We start from the raw sequence: 20,114 nt of genomic DNA, 5'->3' as shown, positions 1-20,114 counted from the left end.
AACATGATGCATCAGATATCCCGTATACTATGGTGGCCAACGCTGCTGCTACTGTTTTTTGCGTCTGCCTGTGAGCAGGACGTTAGGACGGATGGAGAAACCATTCCTCCCTACGATGGCAGCACTCTCTTTGAGCGCATCCGTCCATCGGATTCCGGGATCGATTTCGCTAACCTGCTGGAATACGACGAAGATTTCAATATCTACAAATACCGGAACTACTACAACGGAGGCGGTGTTGCGCTCGGCGATATCAACAACGATGGTTTAACGGATATCTACCTGAGTGGAAACCGGGTCGATAATCGCCTGTACCTGAATAAAGGTGACTTTCGCTTTGAGGACATTACCGAAACGGCCGGCGTAGCCGGCCAGGCTGCCTGGAGTACGGGCGTAACGATGGTCGACATCAATGCCGACGGATTTCTGGATATCTACCTCTGTAACTCCGGAGACATCGCCGGAGACAACCGCCGCAACGAGCTCTACATCAATAATCTGGATGGAACCTTCCGGGAAGCGGCCGAAGAATTCGGCCTGGCCAACGAAGGCCTGAGCACCCACGCGGTCTTTTTTGATTATGACCGGGACGGCGACCTGGACTGCTACCTGCTTAACAATAGCTACCAGGCCATCGGTTCCTTTAACCTGGAACGCAACGAACGCCCGAAGCGGGACGAGAAAGGCGGAGATGTGCTCTACCGGAACGACGATGGTAAATTCGTCGATGTCTCCGAAGCCGCTGGCATCTACGGCTCCATCATCGGCTTCGGGCTTGGGGTTACGGTTGGCGACGTTGACCGGGATGGATGGCCGGACATCTACGTCTCCAACGACTTTTTCGAGCGGGACTACCTGTACATGAATAACCACGATGGTACCTTTCGGGAGACGCTTACGTCGTCCATGAAATCCATCAGCGCCGCCAGTATGGGCGCAGACATGGCTGACCTGAACAATGATGGCTTCGGGGAAATCTTCGTCACGGAGATGCTGCCAGCAACGAACGCGCGCATCAAAACAGCAACAACCTTCGAGAACTGGAATAAGTATCGCTTCAACCTGGATAACGATTATTATCACCAGTTTACCCGCAACATGCTGCAGCGGAACAACGGCGATGGCACCTTCACGGAGATTGGTCGTCTCGCTGGGGTAGAAGCGACGGACTGGAGCTGGGGAGCGCTCATCTTCGACTTTGAGAATGATGGGAACAAAGACCTGTTCGTGGCCAATGGCATTTTCCAGGATCTTACGAATCGTGATTTTTTGGACTACATCGCTAACGATGAATTCAAAAAGAAGGTCACCGCTTCTGGCAAAGTAGACTTCAAAACCCTGGTGGATGCCATCCCCTCCAACCCCGTTCCTAATCATGCTTTCCGCAACCTTGGGCCCGAAGGGAACTACGACTTTGAGCCCGTCGCGGAAGCCTACGGTCTGGACCTGCTGGGCTTCTCTAATGGCTCTGCCTACGGTGACCTGGACAACGACGGTGATCTCGACCTGGTCGTAAACAACGTCAACCGTGGTGTAGCAGTCTATCGCAACAACAGCGATTCTCAGAAAAACAACCACTGGCTTCAGCTGCGGCCTCAGATGGAAGGAAAAAACCCCTTCGCCGTTGGCACCAAAGCAACGGTTTATGCGGGAGGGCAGTCACAGTACCTAGAGCATATGCCCATGCGCGGCTTCCAGAGCAGCATGGATTACCGGATGCATTTCGGACTCGGTGCTAACGCTCGGATCGATAGCCTTTTACTGGAATGGCCGGACGGAGAGACACTGATGATGCGCAACCTGGAAGCGGATCAATTGGTGGGCGTTATGAAGCCTAACCCGGGCATGGCCAATGGCCTTAGCGCAGGCACAAGCATGGCGCGCGAGAAGGGTTCCCACTTCCGCCAAATGACTACGCTGTCATTTCTGACCAATAACGCCCACGTAGAAAACCGCTACAGTGACTTTGACCGCGACCCGCTGACTTACTTCATGCTTAGTGCGGAGGGACCGGCATTGTGCGCGGGTGATTTTAACGGCGACGGCGAGTTGGATTTCTACCGCGGCGGAGCCCGCGGGCAGGCGGGGCGGATGAATTTGTACACCCGCGGCAGCTATACCCCGGCAGCCGAAGCTATTTTCTCAGCGGATGCTGAAAGCGAAGACGTGGCTTGCAGCTGCTTCGATGCAGACGGCGACGGAGATCTGGACCTTTACGTGGTGAGCGGTAGCAGCGAGTTCAGTAATTCATCAACGGCGCTGCTGGACCGACTTTACCTCAATGAAGGGGGAGGGCGTCGATGGACGAAGAGCACACAGCTTTTGCCCTCTGGCTCCCGCGTTGCGGCGGGTAGCGTAGTGGCGGCTTACGATGTGGATGAGGACGGCGATGAAGACCTTTTTGTGGGTAGCCGGCAGCGGCCCGGGCTTTACGGTGCGCCGGCGGACAGCTATCTGTTAATAAATGATGGCAGAGGCAAATTCACGGACAGCAAATCTCCTGCCCTGAAGGAAATAGGAATGATTACGGACGCCCGTTGGGCGGACGTGACGGGCGATGCCCGGCGGGAACTCGTGGTGGTGGGCGAATACATGGAGCCAACGGCCTTTCAATTTGCCAACGGAAAACTGACGTCCATCGAGCTGGATTTTCTGGGCGCGGGCCCGCAGGTGCAAGGGACGTTGGAGAAGCAGGGAATTGCCGGCTGGTATACCGCTCTGGAAACAGCCGACCTGAATGGTGATGGTAAGACAGACCTTATTCTGGGGAACCACGGTCTCAACTCGCGCTTCCGCGCGAGTGCCGATGCACCGGTCATCCTGCACGTCAATGACTTCGACCAGAATGGCTCGGCGGAGCAAATCCTCTCTACCTACGAAGAGGGAAAGCCTTACCCCATGCCACTGCTGCACGATCTGGTGAAGCAGCTTCCCGGCCTTCGGAAGCGCTACCTCAAGTACAGCTCCTTCGGCGACCAGACGATGGAGGACATCTTCGACGCAGAGGTGCTCAGTCGCTCCGTCCGGCTGGAGGCCAACGAATTTCGCAGTATGGCATTGCTAAACCAGGGAGACGGAACTTTCCACATCAGCTACCTTCCCGCCGCCGCTCAGGAGACGCCAGTCTATGCCCTCCTGGCCAGGGATATTGATGGAGATGGGGATCAGGATCTGTTGGCGGGAGGAAACTTCTACTACGTCAAGCCGGAAATCGGCCGCTATGATGCCGGCCGGGGCCTGATGCTGGAGAATGATGGCGAGGGAAACTTCCGGGCGCTGTCTGCCGCTGAAAGCGGCATCAACATTGATGGAGAAATCCGGAGCATCATTGGCCTGGGCCGTAACCGCTACCTCTTCGGCCGAAACAATGAAACGCCGGTACTACTGATCCCGTAGGGATCGAATAACCGCCAGCCTGGCAGATCCCGTAGGGATCGAACGTCCTTAGCCCCGGATGAAGGCGAGGGCGTAGCCATCGCCGCAATCCGGGGAGTCCGAGTGCGCAGCACGAGTGAATGTTACGCAAGCCTTTGCTCTTCTACTCAGCCCTGCACCCGCGGCCGCGCCCTATACCAGCCCGTCCTTCTGCAGCTCCTTGCGCAAGTTGTCGAGTACTCCGTTGATGAATTCCCGGCTCTTGTCAGTGGAGTAGCTCTTGGAAATGTCCACGTATTCATTGATCGTCACCTCCGGCGCGATGGCGGGGAACTGCGTGAACTCTCCAACGGCCATCTTGATCAGGATCATGTCGATGATCGCGACCCGCTCTGCCTCCCAGTTTTGTAGCAGCGGTTTAATACGCTCCAGTAAAGCATCGTCGCTTTCCACCACAAACTTTAGTAGCGGCTGACCGAATTCGAGGACGGCCTCACCATGATTTTGGTAAGCTTTGTAGAAGTCCTGTTCCGCCGGCAGTGCCTTAATGGTTTTTTTGATCGCTCCGATCACGAGACTCTTATCGCCCGACCAAAGGGGGAAGTGATCTTCAATCATGCCCAGGAAAAGCTCCTGAGATTGCAGCCATTTGTACAGCTTGAGCAAGAGGGAGATGGACGAAGCGGAAGTTGTGTCGCCCTTCGTGAGGTATTCCTGATAAGCTTCCGTGGTGAGGAAGTCGCGGTAAAGGCCCTGGATCTGGTCAGCGTCGATGGTGCGCTTAACGCCCGCCTGCTCGTAAGCACGGGAGAGCTCGTTGTTGTCAGAAAGGAAGGAAACGATGGGGTTGTCAGCCAAAATAGCCTGAAAGGCTTTGTCTTCCGCCGTGGGGCGCAGCTTCGCCCGGCGGGTAGCCAGGTCGTGCTTTGCGTATTCACAGACCCGCTGAATGATAAGCAGGTTCTGGAGGTATAATTTGTAGCTGTTGTCCACCATTTGAATGAACAGTGATTCATAAGCCCGGGGGCTTTTGAACTGCTGCCGCTGGGCGGCGTAGAGCACCTGCATGATCTTGATACGAACGTTACGACGACTCAGCATAAGGGGACAAATTTTCAACGGGCGCGGATGGGTTCGTTTGCCCGAGCGCAAAGCAACGAAAAATTTAGGCAGGTTGCAAGTTTAAGGTTGCAGGTTTCAGCATAAGGGCTACTTACCGGCCGCCAGCAGCTCCTTTGCCTTGATTTCCTCAAAAGCAGGCAGCCTGGAGTGGTGCCATTTATTCAGGATGACGCCGTCTTTCATCAGAACAACGCCAGGATTAGAGCGGATGATGGTCTTCAGCATGATATCATCTCCCTGCCAGAAAGGATAGTCGGCTCCGATCGTTTTCCGGAAGTCATCAATTGCTGCGGGATCGTTGAGCTTGGTCATGCCAACGACTTTGTGGCCAGCGGCTAAGGCCGCATCGGCGACTGGCTTGATGTCTTCGGTCCAGTCTTCCAGGTAGCTCTCCTTCCAGTTACCCGGTTCTCCCTTCAGCTTGAAGGCTACGACGAGGAAGGTGTAGCCCTTGTCTTCCAGCAGAGCGGGAATGGGGTCGTCTCCGGTTACATCCGTCATTTCGAAATCGCTGATCTTAGTGGGCTCAATGGTCAAGGCTGATTTGAGCTGTACGTATTCCCACTGGTCTTCGGGGTAGTTCTGGTATTCTTTGAGGAATTCGGCCATGGTGAGCTCCTCCGATTTTCCGGTGGTTTTGCTAACCATTTTATAGCCCGTTACCTGTACGGCGGCGGCAGCGTCCATCTCAGCTTGCTTCACGGCGGCCACGTCGGTGTTTACCTTGAAGGGGCGGAAGTCCTGTCCGGGAATATCCCAAACGTAGTTGCTCATGCCATACACCAGGGAAATAACAGAGATGGCCGCAACGGCAATCGTACGGATCTTTGGGGTGAAAAGCTGGTGCTGCTTCTTGGTGAAAATGAGGAAGAGAAAGGCGGGAACGAGCAATGCGACGTCTTTCAGGAAAGAAGTTTTGGGTTCCAGTTTCAGGAAGTCTCCGAAGCAGCCACAATCAGTCACTTTCATGTTCGATTCTGCGTAGGCGCCCCAACTGCCGAAGTCAAAGAAGTTAACTCCGGAAGGAACATAGCCCGTCAGATAGGTAAACCCGGTTAGCACCGTGAAGAAGGCCACGATGAGGAAGAACAGCCAGGAGGTAAGCTTGGGCCAGGCTCCGAGAATGAGCATGAGCCCCAGGGCAATCTCCAGCACGATCATGAAGACCGAAAAGCCGACACTTAATTCACTCAGCGCCGGAAAAATCGGCGCCATAAAGCCCATAGCCGTATCCGCAAAGGTAGATTCGAACTCCGCGAAATACTGCTCCATTTTATAGGCCGTACCGAGTGGGTCCACGGCCTTTACGTAGCCGGAGAACAGAAAGAGTGCACCCGTGAAGTTTTGCAGGAAGCTCATCCAGAGGCTTTCCTTCTCTTTGAGGACGTAGTAGGTGATGCCCGTCAGACCCAGGGCAGCAATGGTAATATAGGTGAGGAGCGTAGTCAGCGTCATTTGGCGATAGCTTTGTGTAGGAAGTGCGAAGGTACTACACGTAGCGGGGGATTGGGTTCAGCCAGGGGTGTCAATGGGTTGTTAAGCCCGGTTGAAACCACGCCCTTACCTTGGGTTTACTGCTTGATTCCGCTGAGCACTCAATACTGATGCATCTTTTCGCAAATACTCCAGCAGCTCATCCGCACCCATCAGGTTAGGATCAGCAGTGATGAGGTAGTAGTTACCATTAGGGCTCAGGCGCTGCTTAAACTGCACGTTTTGTTTCCCGTAATTGACCAGCCAGGTTTCCACGCGGGTACCGGCTTGCAGCTCAACGATGATCTCTTCCCGTTCTTTATTGGCCTTCGGGCGTAGATTCAAGCCGGGAATCGTATCGGAAACCGGGCGGTAATTAGGCATCTCCGCCAACCGGCGGAGTTTAAGTGCCAGATTTTCCAACTCCGGGGTAGCACTTTCCTTAAAGGAGGTCGTGTAACCTTCTCCTTCCTCATCATAAAACGTGATCTCTCTGGATGGAGCATCCGGAATCTGACTGCGGAAAGCGCGGGGGTAGTTTTTGAAGTCCGCCCGTTCAAAGCTGTCAATAACGGATACGATCCGTCGGCGATCAATACTCTTCTGCCATACTCCGGGACGTTCGGTGAAGCGCTCACCCTTAAAAACAAGCAAGCCATTATCGTACACATCGAGCCGGTAAACCTCACAGCGGCCATAGCAGGCTCCCTGGAAGTAGCTGATGCGCAGATCATATTTATCCGCATTCTGTGCCTGTGGGCCAAGGATGACGGCGGGGTCACAGGAGCTGGTCAGAAACAAGGTCGCAAAGAGGGCGCAAAGCCCCAGTTTATGTAATAGCGTCATTAGGGTAGGGGGATTTACTCAGGAACGGTGAGGAGAATATCCATGCGACGGTTGGCAGCCTGCCCTGTAGGCGTAGAGCTGTCCGCAACGGGAGAGTAGAATCCTTTTCCGCCAGCGGTAATTTTTGCGGGGTCAAGGCCGTAGTTAACCAGCTGTTGAGCGACGTTGATCGCTTTGTCGGTACTGTCTTCGTAAGCTCGTAAAGCATTAGGGTTAGCACCATCGGCGTGGCCGATGATGGTGTACTCAACGGAAGGATAATTCCGCAGCGTCATGGCCATCCGGCGTAGCAGCTGCTGTCCGGCCTGGCTAACGGTGAAGCCATCAGTACTGAGGTTACCTTCTGCCAGACTCACCTGAAGCCGGTTATTACCGGCTGGCGCAACGATGTAACTCTTGCCCGGCAGACCAGCGTTGGCTAATAGCTGGTTCAGATCGTTCTGGATGGTGTTGAGCTTCAGGGCTGCGTTCTGACTTCCGCTGAGCGGAGGCCGGAGGCCGGGGTCCCGGCTAACGGTGCCGTAGGAAACCGGCTGGCCGCCTCCAGCGGGGGTGTAATCACCTTCGATTCGTTCGATGGCTTCCTGACGGGCCTGCAAATCAAGCTCCAGCTGCCGGAGCTCCTGCTCGCGCGCAGAAACCTGCGCGCTGCGTTCTGCCAGGCTCTGCTGAAGGCCCGTTACCTCCGTACCGTTCTCAGAGAGCATGCTCTGGCTTTGACCCAGCAATTCGTTATAACGAGCTTCAAGATCCTGGTAACTCTTATTCAGGGATACATTGGTCGCCGTGAGGGCTTCTACCTGACGAATGCGTTGGGTAAGCTCACTACCCGTCAGGTCTACCTCATCGTAAGAACTGATGGCGCGCTGGTCCGCAAGACTATCCGCCAGGGCAGATTGATTGCGATAATAATTGCGCTCCGTTACGATAGATTCGTACTGATTTCGTGGAACACACGAAAAAAACAGAGCGGCAAGCAGCAGGGTGGCAATAAGATTTTTCATCAGGTATTAGTTGGTTTACATGCTATTGATGCCTAAAAGTAGGATAATTCACCGATGTTTGCCCTTCCTTAAACGTTACACCATGCAACTGATGCCTTTTCGGAGCACGAGCTTCCTTACAATACTCACCAAAATGAGCCTGTTCGCGGGCTTGTTTTTACTGGTCTTTAGCTGTAATAATAGCGCCGCCAACGCCCAGACCGGGGAGCCCGTGGTGGGCAAGGTAAACCCACGAAGCCCCTTGATCCAGGATCCGGGTTTTACCGGGGATAAGAAAACCCGCGCCCTGATTGTCCGGATGGGAGAGGCCAAGGCTAAAAGCGGAGAAAGGGTTTGCCTGCCGGTGGAGGCCACCGGATTCAAGGATCTGTTGGGCTTTCAGTTTACGATGCGTTTTGATAGCGCGGCCCTGAAGTACGAATCCGTCCGGGGCATGAAACTGCCCGGTTACGGGGTGGATAAATTCGGCGTCCGTTTCGCAGATCGTGGGTACGTGTCTTCGCTGTGGACAGATCCGGATATCGTCAACGGCTCCTCTATGCCGGACAATACCAAGCTCTTCGAAATATGTTTCACCAACCTCATGAAGAAAGGGGAGGAAACTGAGGTGAAGTTTCAGGATGGGCCAACGGCCTTTGAAGTGATTTCTAATAAGATGGAGCAGCTGCGGTTGGTGCATTCGAATGGAAAGGTGGTAAGTAAATAGGCGGCGCGGACTTCGGCAGGCTTAGCGGGCGCACAGGTACGGGTAACTTGGGCCGTGGAGGGCGCTGTCGGCTCTTTGTCAACAATGGATTATTTAGTTTGCATCGTATTGGTGCCTGAGCTGGTTATAGAGTCTGCTCTGTCTGACAAAATCGATAGTCAAGTCGATGACTTTACCTAACAGAACACAGTTTAGAAATCCGGAATGCCTGCGTAAGTGCTATCTTGACAGTTGAAAAATATCATAGCAAACGGTTTTGTTTTTCCACTACGGACAGATGAATAGTTCAACATGAAAGGAGTAAAGGACATGCGATATCTGCTGGTAACCCTAATTGCAATAGGTGTCTTTACCTCCTGTACCTCCACTACGGGAGAGAACACATCGGTTGATACCATCAAAGTTGGATTCTCGCAGTGCTGCGACGATGGCTGGCGGGATATTATGAACCAGGAGGTTAAGCGTGAATCCTCCCTGCATCCCGAGTTGTCCCTTACGCTCAGGACTTCGGCGAACAATAGCGAGCTGCAGATTCAGCACATTGAGGAATTTATTGAGGAAAAAGTGGACGTGCTCCTGGTATCACCAAATGAATCTGCTCCCCTTACACCCGTTATAGAGAAAGCCTATAACGCCGGGATTCAGGTTGTTCTGATTGACCGGAAAATTGAATCCAATCTGTATACCGCTTACATTGGTGCTGACAATTTTGAGATCGGAAGAACCGCCGGAACATACCTCTCCGGAAAATTTCCGGAGGGAGGTAAAATCATGACCATTGAGCTTCCGGAAACAATATCTCCTGGCGTCGAGAGAGCCAGGGGGTTCGTTGAGGGAATTAGCGAGAACCCTGGTTTCATTATTGATCAGTTCGTCAGGGATCACACGGTAATTAACATGCCGGATTCTTTCCGTCGTCTGGTTTCCGAATCCCAGGATATAGACATCGTCTTCTCCCATACCGACTATCTGGCGGAAGTGGCTCACTCTATCGCCAGAGAAACTGATTTGGCAGACAGCATATTCTTTATCGGCATAGATGGCATTCCGGGCACTGGCCGGGGGATCGAAGCTGTAGAAGACGGTATTCTCAACGCATCGGTTCTGTACCCTACCGGGGGAGATGAGGCTGTGAGGCTAATCGTGGCCATTGTACAGGGCTTGCCTTATCAAAAAGAGAATACCCTGGAAACTATTGTGATCGAGCCTGGCAATGCTGTTATTCTGAGCAATCAGATGAAAAGAGTAAGCAAACTTCAGGAGATGATCGATGAGGAAGTTGAAAGACTTGATCGCCTGCGGGTTAATTATCAGAGCCAACGACTACTGATTTCAATTTTGCTGATCGCATTACTCATCGGACTCGTTTTGGCGGTTTCTCTTATTCGTTCCCTTTGGTCTAAACAACGGGCGTATACCAGCCTAAGAGAAAAAAATCAGGAGATTTTAGAAAACCAGAAGCAATTACATAAACTGGCAGAGCAGCTTGACGAAGCTGATGAGATTGCCTTTAATGAAGATAAACCTTTTGACGTAACCTTTTTTATCACCCGAATTCGGGAGATGCTACAAGAACGGAAAAACGACGTACAGAATGCGGTCAAGAGCAACGAAATAGTAAGTGATCAGCTCAGTGAAGTTCTGAAACGGGAAGATCTTCCTCCGGAAGATCTGGATTTTCTGAGGAGGATAGCTGATTATGTAGAAACTCATTACGAAGACTCAACCTTTAAGGCCACTGATCTTTGCCAGGAACTGGGTGTGTCCCGTTCTCATCTTTACCGGAAGGTGAAAGAGCTTTTAAATGAGGGGGTCACCAGCTATGTTGAAAGCGTACGGCTTCGCAAAGCACAATTTCTGCTTAGGCAAACTGATAAGTCCATTGCCGACATCGCTTATGCTGTGGGGTACTCTACTCCTGAATACTTCGCTAAAGTGTTTAAGTCCAGGTTTCATACCTCACCCACAGGTTTTAGAGAGAACAAACATTAGACTACAGAGGGGGGCAGGTCTCTAAAATAGTGTTTTAAGCGAGAGACAATTTTTATGATTTCCGGGAGACAGGAGAAGTGACGAAAGTTAGAACGTTGATTTTCAGCCATTTAGCTGTCTTTATATTCTGGGATTATTTCACAGATTATTTGGTACCATTTTAGACGGTGCTACATTTTGCGCTGATCGACATTTGCCATTGTAAAAGTCGAAAGTGTGAAAAATAACAAAATATTATTCTGGTCCGTGACTGTGGCTCTGGCGGGCTTTCTATTTGGTTTCGATACAGTAGTCATTTCGGGAGCTGATCTGTCTTTGCAGGAATTGTGGGGTAGAGGAGAGTTGTTCCATGGCTTCGTAGTTATGGCCTCTGCACTTTGGGGGACCGTTGCCGGTGCTTTATTCGGAGGTATACCTACCGATCGGCTTGGCCGCAAAACTACCCTGATATGGATAGGAGTATTCTACTTCATTTCAGCCGTTGGTTCGGCATCGGTCAGTGATCCCTGGCTGTTCGCGGCTTTTCGCTTTTTAGGAGGAATTGGGGTTGGTGTCAGCACGATTGCTGCCCCCACTTATATTTCTGAAATAGCACCAGCAGCTGACCGTGGTAAGTTAGTGGCCTCCTACCAGTTCAATATCGTTTTTGGTATTCTGATTGCCTTTTTGTCCAATTACTTATTAAGTGGTGTTGGAGAGAATGCCTGGCGATGGATGATCGGGGTGGAAGCGATTCCAGCGCTTATTTACACTTTACTGGTTCTTGGTGTTCCCCGTTCGCCGCGCTGGTTACTGGTGAAAGGTCATCAGCCTGAGGAAGCGCAACGGGTTTTACTGCTTATTAATCCGGGCGCGGACGCAGGTGCAATGATGGCTGAAATAGCAAAGGATAACCAGCAGTCGGATCTTGATGAGACGATCTTCCATCCGCGCTACCGTTTTTCCCTGATGCTGGCTTTTTTACTGGCCTTTTTTAACCAGTTCTCGGGCATCAACGCCTTTCTCTACTATGCTCCCCGAATCTTTGAGACCGCCGGCCTGGAGCGGAGTTCTGCTCTGCTGAGTAGTGTAGGCATTGGGGTTGTCAATATGGTCTTTACGCTGATTGGTCTTTCTCTGATTGATCGTTTTGGGCGACGCCAACTGATGTACATCGGTTCGGTTGGGTACATTTTTTCGCTGGGTATGGTGGCAATAGCATTTGCCCTGGGCTGGCAGGGCTGGTACGTACCCCTGTTCCTCTTCGTATTTATTGCCGCCCATGCCATCGGGCAGGGAACAGTAATCTGGGTATTTCTGAGTGAAATATTCCCAAACCATCTGCGGGCCAGCGGTACGTCTTTTGGCACTTCCGTTCACTGGGTTTTAGCGGCGGCCATTCCCTCGGTGGTTCCCATTCTGTTTACCTCCATCGGTACTGCACCGGTCTTCGCTTTTTTCGCTTTCATGATGGTGCTACAACTGGTCTTTGTATGGCGAATGATGCCCGAAACCAAAGGCGTCACTCTTGAAGAATTGGGCGAAACACTTAACCTGAAAAATGCTGTCGTATGACTTCCATTGCACCTGCGGTCGCGCCCAAAATAGTTTGCTTCGGCGAAACACTCTTTGATCTTTTGCCTGAAGGGAAACAGATTGGCGGTGCTCCGCTCAATGTAGCCTACCACTTTCATCAACTTGGCGGCCTGAGTTCTATTGTCAGCCGGGTAGGCCGGGATGCCCTGGGGGCTGAGCTGATTCAATTCGTTCGCGAAAATGGACTGGATAGCGTTGCGCTGCAAAAAGATGATGATTTGGAAACGGGAACTGTTCCGGTAACCTTCCTGAACTCACTTACTCCTACTTATGAGATTGTATCACCAGTCGCCTGGGATCAAATAGAAGTAAATGATGCGGCTCGCCGGGCCGTGAGCAGTGCGGACGCAATGGTGTTCGGTAGCCTGGCAACACGGACTTCCCAAAACCTGAAAAGTTTATCATCACTACTAATTGACGTTAAGGTGCGCGTATTGGATGTGAATTTACGCGCACCCTTTTTTACCCAATCTCAAATCGAAGCGCTCATGCGCCAAGCGGATATTGTAAAGGTTAATGATGAGGAAATTCACCTGATCGGTAAATGGTACAATTGGTCGGGTACGGATGAAGAACTCCTCCGGGAGCTATATGAGAGCCTGGAGCTCAAAGCTGCCATTCTGACGCGCGGGAAAAATGGTGCTGCCTTAATGGATAGCACCGGCCTTCACGAACATCCCGGATTTAAAGTAACCGTCGCCGATACAATTGGGGCCGGCGACTCCTTTCTCGCCGCCTTTTTATACCAGTACCTAAGAGGCGTAGTGCCGCAAAGATGCCTTGCTTATGCCGGGGCAGTAGGGGCACTAGTGGCCAGTAAAACTGGTGGAACACCTACCTATAATGAATCAGAAGTTCAGGCCTTCCTGAATGCTGCTAAGACAAATGCAAAAACAGTCGATCAGACTTATTAAGTCATTGGAACTGGGTTGCTAAGCTCCACTGACAAATTATTCACTTTAATCAACTTTGTTATGAAACTAAAAATATTGTTTCTGTTTTCGATGCTTGTGGCGGGGCTCCATCTGTCCGCACAAGAAACGGTCAGTGGAACACTGACCGACGCTGAGACCGGAGACCCGCTGGTTGGGGCCTCAATTTTACTGGAAGGAACTTCAACAGGTACTGTTACCGACTTTGACGGGAAGTACTCACTAAGTGTATTGCCTGACGCTACCCTGGTTTTCTCTTATACTGGTTATTCTACCCAACGAGTGACGCTAGCTCCAGGGCAGACTACTGTTGACGTAGCACTTTCTTCCGGAGTCTTGTTTGATGAGGTTGTCGTTACAGGTTACGCTACCGAAAGGAAAAAAGACCTGCTGGGCGCAATCGCGGTCATCGACATGGATGAAATACAGGACGTGGCTAACCCGAATGTACTGCAAAGCGTGCAGGGGCGAACCGCTGGCGTTAACGTTGAACTCTCCGGAGACCCCGGTCAGGGCGCACGCGTACAGGTAAGGGGTAACAGTACTCTGAATAACAACAACCCGCTTTACATTGTAGATGGTGTGCCAATTGAACCGTTTAATACTGATGCGCTCGGAACCGGATATGCGCAGAACTGGGGCTTGTCCTGGCTAAACCCCAACGACATCGAATCCGTGCAAGTGCTTAAAGATGCAGCTTCTGCGTCCATCTACGGTTCGCGTGCCTCCAATGGTGTTGTTATCATTACTACCCGTCGACCCAAGGAGGGGGAGACAAAAATTAACTTCAACGTACGTACCAGTGTAGAGAGCTGGAACGATTATGATGAACTTACGAATAGTGAGGAACGTGCGAGGATTGAATGGCAGGGAGCCGTTAACGACGGCTCTGACCCCAATGCTACCGGAGTTTACACTTACGAGTGGCGACTCGACCCCAGCCTTGGCCCCGGCATTCAGGGAACCGGCGTTCCGGTGCTGGAAAGAATTATCTACCCGGAATGGCTGGACGAAGAGGATCAGCTGCGCCCGGCAGGCCATCCAAATAGTACTTACGGAGGCAGCATCGAGGAAGGAACCAACTACTGGGATGAGATATCCCAGACCGGAATCGTTCAGAACTACGATATTTCCTTTTCAGAGAGTGGCCAACGGGGTGGTGTAATGTTCTCAGCGAACTATTTTAACCAAAAAGGAGTGGTAATTGAAACGGCCTATGAGCGGATGGGTCTCCGCCTGAACTCCTACCATAAACTTCTAAATGATCGGATCACTATTGGAGAGAACCTGGCGGTGGTTCGGGGAGACCGTCAGCTTCTGGACAATGGCTTTGGAGGTACTGCAGAAGCAGCTCCATACAGGTATAAAACAATATTACCCGTACGAACAGAAGATGGCCGCTTCTCCGGCCCTCCCGGAGGAGGTTTCTCTGATCGTGATAATCCAATTGCGCTTGCCTTTGATAACCGGGACGATGCTGTAAACAACATCAAAATTTTCGGTAACGTCTACGCAAGTTTCGAAATCATCGACGGACTGACTTTCAGTACGAATCTTGGTGTTGACTATGACAACATCAACTCCCGCAATATTTTCAGGACCTACTCCCGTGGTTTCCTGGCGAACAATGTAGCAGAATTAACAATTGGTCAGAACCAGTATGTAAGTACGGTATTCAATAATACTTTGACTTATAAACTGGACCTTGGTAAAAGCAATTTTAATTTTCTTGTCGGTACGGAAGCGATCGAAAACACCCAGACCTTCAGTTCAGCCACCGCTAAAGAATTCGCGTTGGAAACGAATGAATACTTCCAGCTGGGAGCCGCGTCGGGCGAAAGGTCTAATAACGGAGGAGAAACAGGCTTCTCGCTGTTCTCTTATTTTGGTAAGGTTAACTACACCTTTGACAATCGCTACCTGGCCTCCTTTACCATTCGCCGCGACGGGTCTTCCCGTTTTGGAGCCAACAACCGGTATGCGGTATTCCCCGCAGCTTCTGTAGGTTGGAGAATCAGTGAAGAACCATTCCTGGCTGACAACAACTTTATTTCCAATCTTAAAGTACGGGCAGCTTACGGCCAGACAGGTAACCAGTTTACGGCTAACGACGCAACCCTGGCTCTTTACCGTGCAGTTTATGCACCGCAAAACGTAGTGCTTCCCTGGGGTGGCGGCTGCGCTGAGATCGTCTGTAATGATGCAGCTACGGCATACGATATCGGTAATAACGATAGTGGTATTCTTCCTTCCGGGTTCCTTTCTATCCAGACAGAAAACCCCGACCTGAAATGGGAAACCTCCACCGAGTTGAACTTCGGAATGGACTTTGGCTTTAAGAACGACGCCATTACGGGAACCTTCGAGATCTTCACCAAGCAAACGGAGGATATCCTGATTATTCCTACAGCCATCGGTGCTTTTGGTGACGGTGCCCGTCGGTTCGTTAATGCTGCCGACGTAGAAACCAATGGTTGGGAGTTCTCCCTTCAGTACAATAGCCTGGTTAAAAGCGATTTTGGTTTCTCCGTAGGGGCTAATTTTGGCAGCTACAAAGCGATAATAACCGATCTTCCCGAAGATCTGTGGACTTCTTACCCCGGTAATCAGGAGCAAAACATCATCGGGCAGGCACCGAATGCCTTTTTCGGCTACCGCACGGATGGTATCTTCCAGAACGCAGAAGAAGTGGCCGCACACGCGGAACAAACAGGTGCCAGAGTAGGCGCCCTTCGCTATGTTGATCTGAACGGTGATAACGTCATTGATGCGCTCGATCAGGAATACGACGACTCTCGGGGTAATGGTGTTGCGGACGTTCAGTTCGGTCTTAACTTACGTGTTGATTATAAGAACTTTGACCTCACCGTATTCGGTTGGGGCGCCCTTGGCCGTAAAGTGGCTCCGGATGTTTTCCGTATGGAACTTGGTTCTCTGAATAACGGTGAGAATGGTGGCGTTGCTCAGCTCGATGCCTGGTCACCTACCAATACCGACAGCTATATACCTGCGGTAAGTAACAGTAACCAACCACTCGGTTTTTCTCTGGACTATAACGTCCGCAACGGGAACTTCTTTGCTTTCCGTCAGGCTACTTTAGGCTACTCCTTGCCTTCCGGAACAGGACTTAGTAACATCTTCTCTAACCTACGCGTCTACCTGAGCGGAGAAAATCTGGGCTGGATTGTTGACAGGAATGGCCCAAACCAGTTCCCGCATGTTGGCTGGCGTGTAGAAAACAATGTTGGTGGTCTGTACCCAAAGCCATTGCGTATCTCTCTCGGTATCAATGCCGGATTTTAATCCATAATTACTCTAATCCTTGTCGTGCTGCCAAGTTAATTAACGGGCAAAGAAATTATCCATTCGGAAATTCAGCTTTGTATTTCAGGAGCAGTACGATAACGAACAATAAATAATTGAAATCATGAATCGAAAAATTCAGATGAATATAGGCCTGGCGGTTGTCGCTTTGCTTTTAACCTTAACCGCCTGTAGCGATGAATTCCTGGAATTCACCCCAACGGGAGTAGTGTCCAGTAGTGATCTGGAAAGCCCGGAAACGGTAGAATCGATGATAATTGCGGCCTACGCAAGTCTTGGTAATGACGGACTGCTGGCCCACCAATATGGTGATCTTTGGGCCTGGGGTACCAGTCGTTCTGACGACGGATACAAAGGTGGCGGTGGTATTGGCGACCAGTTCCCGACACACCAGACGGAAGTCTTTACCCTTAATGACCCTAACAACTTTAACGCTAACCTGAATTGGAAATGGATTTATGCCGGAATTTCCCGTGTCAACGATGCGATGAGTCGGATTAAAGCCATCGATCCGGCCGTTTATCAGGAAGAGGCAGGGGTAAGCGCGGCACAACGCCTTGCGGAAATGAGATTTTTGCGCGGTCACTATCAGTTCATCCTCAAGGTTCTTTACAAGTATCCGGTTTTTATTGATGAGAATGTTCCTAAGGCAGAAATTATTAATGTTTCCAACCGCGAACTGACCGACCAGGAAGGTTGGGCCTACATCGCGGAAGAATTCAGAGCAGGAGTTGAAGGCTTGCCGGACGCACAAGCTGATGAAGGGCGCCCGACCAAGAACGCGGCCAGAGCCTATCTGGCGAAAGTGCTGATGTACAAAGCTTACGTTCAGGATGACAACCATCAGGTAGTAAGCATCAATTCTGCTGAACTGCAGGAAGTAGTTAACCTGATCAATACCATTGAGGGCACGGGAGAATATGAGCTGTTCGATGACTACGCAAAAAATTTCCTGTGGGAATATGAAAGTGGTGTGGAGTCTGTCTGGGCCGTTATGCGTTCCATCAATGATGGGTCTAATCAGGGCAGAGGCAATTTCTCAACCGGTCTTACCTCTTCTCTCGGACCTGGCTACGGTTGCTGCTCTTTCAACCAGCCGTCCCAAAACCTGACCAATGCTTATAAAACCGATGATAGTGGCCTGCCTTTGCTGAGTGACTTCAATTCAGGGGCTCAGATTGAAACTATCGAGGATACCAGAGCCAATAAGGTGGACCCCCGCTTAGCTCATACGATCGGGCTTATCGGTATGCCGTTTAAATATGACCCTAACCGGGTTTATGATGAGTCTTATTCGCGTGTACCTGGCGTTTATGGCTTCAAATTGGGAATGAAGGATCAGGAACTTCCGAATTCTCCGGCCTTCCGTCAATACGAAGCATTCTTTAGCATTGCCCGAAATACAGACCAGATCCGCTGGGCGGAAGTATTGCTCTGGAAAGCAGAAGCACTCATAGAACTTAACCGACTTGGTGAAGCACTACAGATCATCAATCAAATTCGCCGCCGGGCGATTTCAGAAGCTAGCCTTTCGCGGATAGTCGATGCTGAAGGAAATGCGACTGGTGATTGGACCGTCGGAGAGTACTCAGATTTGGGAAGCCAGGATAACGCCCGCGAAATTCTCCGCATGGAGCGCCGCCTGGAACTTGCCTTTGAATCCAAGCGATTCTTTGACCTCGTTCGCTGGGGTATCGCCGCCGAAACGCTTAATACCTACTTTAACGAGGAGCGTGACCGCGTAGCTCACCTAACCGATGCACTCTTTACCGCAGGGAGAGATGAGTACCTGGCCATCCCCCAAGAGCAGATTACGATCTCTCAGGGGCTATACGTTCAGAACCCAGGCTACAACTAAGCCGATCATTGCTAATGCTCCGGATGCTTTTGATTTATTGCATCCGGAGCATTTCACAGTACGCAGATCTTAAAATCTCAATCAATTACCATGAGTACACAACGTCTTTTCTTTGCGGTTCTACTACTCCTGGCTGCCCAGCTGTGCGCTCAGCCCTTCACCAGGGTTGATCTGGCGGCAGGTCTTAGCCATATTTCCGACAATAACGGGGTAGCCATAGCTGATTTTGATGGTGATGGCGATGAAGACATTTTCTTTACCGGTTATCACAGCTTTGAAGCTGCTGCTGATTCAACCTGGAACCGGTTGATGAGCAATAATGGAGATGGTACATTTACTGACGTAACTATTGCTGCGGGATTTACCGATCAGTTTGTAAACAACGATGTCATTGCATCCCTGGGCGAGAAAATGGGAGCGTCATGGGGGGACTATGACAATGATGGCTTTCCTGATTTATACCTGAGTAATAGCCGTAAAGACCAACTTTATCATAATAATGGCGACGGTACATTCACCGATGTCAGTATAGCGGCAGGCTTGGTGGGCTGTAATGAATGCTATAGCGGAGGAGCTACCTGGTTCGATCACGATCGTGATGGTGATCTTGACCTTTATGTTTCCGTACTCAACGGACCGAACCTGGCTTACGAAAACCTGGGGGAGGGGACCTTCTCCCTTTTTAACAACCATCCGGCTCTGTTCAGTGCCGGTATTACCTGGACTACCACGGCCATTGATATTGGCAAGGATGGATTTCTGGACCTCTATCTTGCCAATGATACCGAAGCCAATCAATGTCTGACTAACACATCCGGTCTTCACTATAACGAAAGCGGTCTGGCGTACAGAATGGCTGATGAAGGGGCAGGGATGGGCATTGCCGTTGGAGACTATAATAACGACGGCTTATTTGATATCTATGTAACCAATATTTTTTCCCATCACCCAAATCCCTTATTTAAAAATACCGGGCGAAGGCGTTATGTTGACGTAGCAGAAAACCTGGCGGTTGATAATACTGGCTGGGGCTGGGGCGTACAGTTTTTTGATGCTGATCAGGACGGAGACGAGGACTTATTCGCCGTTAATGGAGTTGTGAGTAAACAATACATTGGAGGGGTCGAGCAGCAAGATGAGCCACATTGTTTTTTTCAAAATACCCTGATCGAAAACAGGGAGGAAGGCTTTGTCAATCGTTCAGCTGATTTTGGTCTGGACGGAATGGAACGTGCCCGGGGAATGGAAGTATTTGACTATGACGGTGATGGTGATCTCGACGTCATTATTGCTAACGTGGCGTCAAGGCCCATGCTTTTTCGTAATGATTTGGTCAATGACGGGAATCACAACTTTTTTAAAGTCCGGCTGGAAGGAACTGAATCCAACCGCAGTGCCTACGGGACAGAAGTACGTATTAAAGCAGGAGAGCAAACATTGTATCGTTGGTACCATGGCACCAGCTTTTTTGCGCAGAGCCTTAAGGCCGTTCACTTTGGCATTGGAGCCGCTACAAAAATTGATGAACTCCAGATCACCTGGCTATCCGGGAAGGTAGAAACTTACTATGATTTGGATGTCAATCAAACCGTAAACGTCATTGAAGGTGGTGAACTGACGGACTTGCATGAAAGTGACTTGGTTAATGATCATCCCTCTACGGAGGTTTTTCCAAATCCATTTCAGGACAAAGCATACTTCAGCACCAGGCTCCAGGCGGGGGAAAGTATTGCGTTAGATATATTCTCTGTTACCGGACAACACGTATGGCAAACAGAACAAATAGTTCCCGCTTCAGGCATCGCAAAATTCCGGTGGGGTGGCGGTAACCAGCCGGCGGGTACCTACATTTACCGACTTTCTTCAGGGCGGACCATTTCCAGCGGTAAGTTGATTAAAAAATAAAA

At 50.8% G+C, this 20,114-nt stretch carries 12 protein-coding genes; 8 read left to right on the top strand and 4 right to left on the bottom strand.

Annotation, left to right across the window (positions count from 1 at the left end):
- Nucleotides 1-3: 3 nt before the first annotated feature.
- The gene (locus tag BM123_RS08160; protein ID WP_090167143.1) at nt 4-3,396 is read left to right on the top strand and encodes a VCBS repeat-containing protein; all 3,393 of its coding nucleotides are present in this window, start codon (nt 4-6) and stop codon (nt 3,394-3,396) included.
- A gap of 171 nt (nt 3,397-3,567) precedes the next feature.
- On the opposite strand, the gene BM123_RS08155 is transcribed toward BM123_RS08160, so the two are convergent.
- The 4 genes from BM123_RS08155 to BM123_RS08140 form a co-directional block, all read right to left on the bottom strand.
- A complete protein-coding gene (locus BM123_RS08155; RefSeq protein ID WP_090167141.1) occupies nt 3,568-4,476 on the bottom strand; it encodes a transcription antitermination protein NusB in 909 nt (302 codons plus the stop codon).
- Nucleotides 4,477-4,584: 108 nt separating this feature from the next.
- Nucleotides 4,585-5,952 (bottom strand): DoxX family protein, encoded by a 1,368-nt coding sequence (locus BM123_RS08150; RefSeq protein ID WP_090167139.1) that lies wholly within the window; start codon nt 5,950-5,952, stop codon nt 4,585-4,587.
- 105 nt (nt 5,953-6,057) lie between these two features.
- Nucleotides 6,058-6,816, bottom strand: coding sequence for a DUF6438 domain-containing protein (locus BM123_RS08145; RefSeq protein WP_139211812.1), 759 nt, complete (start codon nt 6,814-6,816; stop codon nt 6,058-6,060).
- A 14-nt stretch (nt 6,817-6,830) separates the two neighbouring features.
- Nucleotides 6,831-7,820 carry an OmpA family protein gene (locus tag BM123_RS08140; RefSeq protein WP_090167135.1) on the bottom strand — a complete coding sequence of 330 codons (990 nt, stop codon included), beginning with the start codon at nt 7,818-7,820 and terminating at the stop codon, nt 6,831-6,833.
- Between the two features lie 82 nt (nt 7,821-7,902).
- Here BM123_RS08140 and BM123_RS08135 point away from each other — a divergent pair, with 82 nt between their 5' ends.
- The 7 genes from BM123_RS08135 to BM123_RS08105 all read left to right on the top strand — a co-directional run bounded on the left by BM123_RS08135 (nt 7,903) and on the right by BM123_RS08105 (nt 20,112).
- On the top strand, nt 7,903-8,526 hold the full coding sequence (locus BM123_RS08135; protein ID WP_090167133.1) for a cohesin domain-containing protein: 624 nt from the start codon (nt 7,903-7,905) through the stop codon (nt 8,524-8,526).
- 291 nt (nt 8,527-8,817) lie between these two features.
- The gene (locus BM123_RS08130) at nt 8,818-10,518 is read left to right on the top strand and encodes a substrate-binding domain-containing protein (RefSeq protein WP_090167132.1); all 1,701 of its coding nucleotides are present in this window, start codon (nt 8,818-8,820) and stop codon (nt 10,516-10,518) included.
- Between the two features lie 216 nt (nt 10,519-10,734).
- Nucleotides 10,735-12,072, top strand: coding sequence for a sugar porter family MFS transporter (locus BM123_RS08125; RefSeq protein ID WP_090167130.1), 1,338 nt, complete (start codon nt 10,735-10,737; stop codon nt 12,070-12,072).
- Entirely contained in the window at nt 12,069-13,007 is a 939-nt protein-coding gene (locus BM123_RS08120) for a carbohydrate kinase family protein (protein WP_090167128.1), read from the top strand. Before BM123_RS08125 ends, BM123_RS08120 begins: the two co-directional genes overlap by 4 nt.
- 60 nt (nt 13,008-13,067) lie before the next feature.
- Nucleotides 13,068-16,328: a SusC/RagA family TonB-linked outer membrane protein gene (locus BM123_RS08115; protein WP_090167126.1), complete on the top strand. Its 3,261-nt coding sequence runs from the start codon at nt 13,068-13,070 to the stop codon at nt 16,326-16,328.
- 124 nt (nt 16,329-16,452) lie between these two features.
- Nucleotides 16,453-18,207: a RagB/SusD family nutrient uptake outer membrane protein gene (locus BM123_RS08110; protein ID WP_090167124.1), complete on the top strand. Its 1,755-nt coding sequence runs from the start codon at nt 16,453-16,455 to the stop codon at nt 18,205-18,207.
- 90 nt (nt 18,208-18,297) lie between these two features.
- Nucleotides 18,298-20,112, top strand: coding sequence for an FG-GAP-like repeat-containing protein (locus tag BM123_RS08105; RefSeq protein ID WP_090167122.1), 1,815 nt, complete (start codon nt 18,298-18,300; stop codon nt 20,110-20,112).
- Nucleotides 20,113-20,114 lie beyond the last annotated feature (2 nt).

The organism is Neolewinella agarilytica (assembly GCF_900110645.1).
In the GTDB taxonomy this organism is placed as follows: Bacteria; Bacteroidota; Bacteroidia; order Chitinophagales; family Saprospiraceae; genus Neolewinella; species Neolewinella agarilytica.
This window is presented reverse-complemented; position numbering and strand designations above follow the sequence as displayed.

Excerpts from the sequence above, each read along its gene's own strand:
- BM123_RS08160 (WP_090167143.1), top strand. The coding sequence starts at position 4 with ATGATGCATCAGATATCCCGTATACTATGGTGGCCAACGCTGCTGCTA.
- BM123_RS08155 (WP_090167141.1), bottom strand. The coding sequence starts at position 4,476 with ATGCTGAGTCGTCGTAACGTTCGTATCAAGATCATGCAGGTGCTCTAC.
- BM123_RS08150 (WP_090167139.1), bottom strand. The coding sequence starts at position 5,952 with ATGACGCTGACTACGCTCCTCACCTATATTACCATTGCTGCCCTGGGT.
- BM123_RS08145 (WP_139211812.1), bottom strand. The coding sequence starts at position 6,816 with ATGACGCTATTACATAAACTGGGGCTTTGCGCCCTCTTTGCGACCTTG.
- BM123_RS08140 (WP_090167135.1), bottom strand. The coding sequence starts at position 7,820 with ATGAAAAATCTTATTGCCACCCTGCTGCTTGCCGCTCTGTTTTTTTCG.
- BM123_RS08135 (WP_090167133.1), top strand. The coding sequence starts at position 7,903 with ATGCAACTGATGCCTTTTCGGAGCACGAGCTTCCTTACAATACTCACC.
- BM123_RS08130 (WP_090167132.1), top strand. The coding sequence starts at position 8,818 with ATGAAAGGAGTAAAGGACATGCGATATCTGCTGGTAACCCTAATTGCA.
- BM123_RS08120 (WP_090167128.1), top strand. The coding sequence starts at position 12,069 with ATGACTTCCATTGCACCTGCGGTCGCGCCCAAAATAGTTTGCTTCGGC.
- BM123_RS08115 (WP_090167126.1), top strand. The coding sequence starts at position 13,068 with ATGAAACTAAAAATATTGTTTCTGTTTTCGATGCTTGTGGCGGGGCTC.
- BM123_RS08110 (WP_090167124.1), top strand. The coding sequence starts at position 16,453 with ATGAATCGAAAAATTCAGATGAATATAGGCCTGGCGGTTGTCGCTTTG.
- BM123_RS08105 (WP_090167122.1), top strand. The coding sequence starts at position 18,298 with ATGAGTACACAACGTCTTTTCTTTGCGGTTCTACTACTCCTGGCTGCC.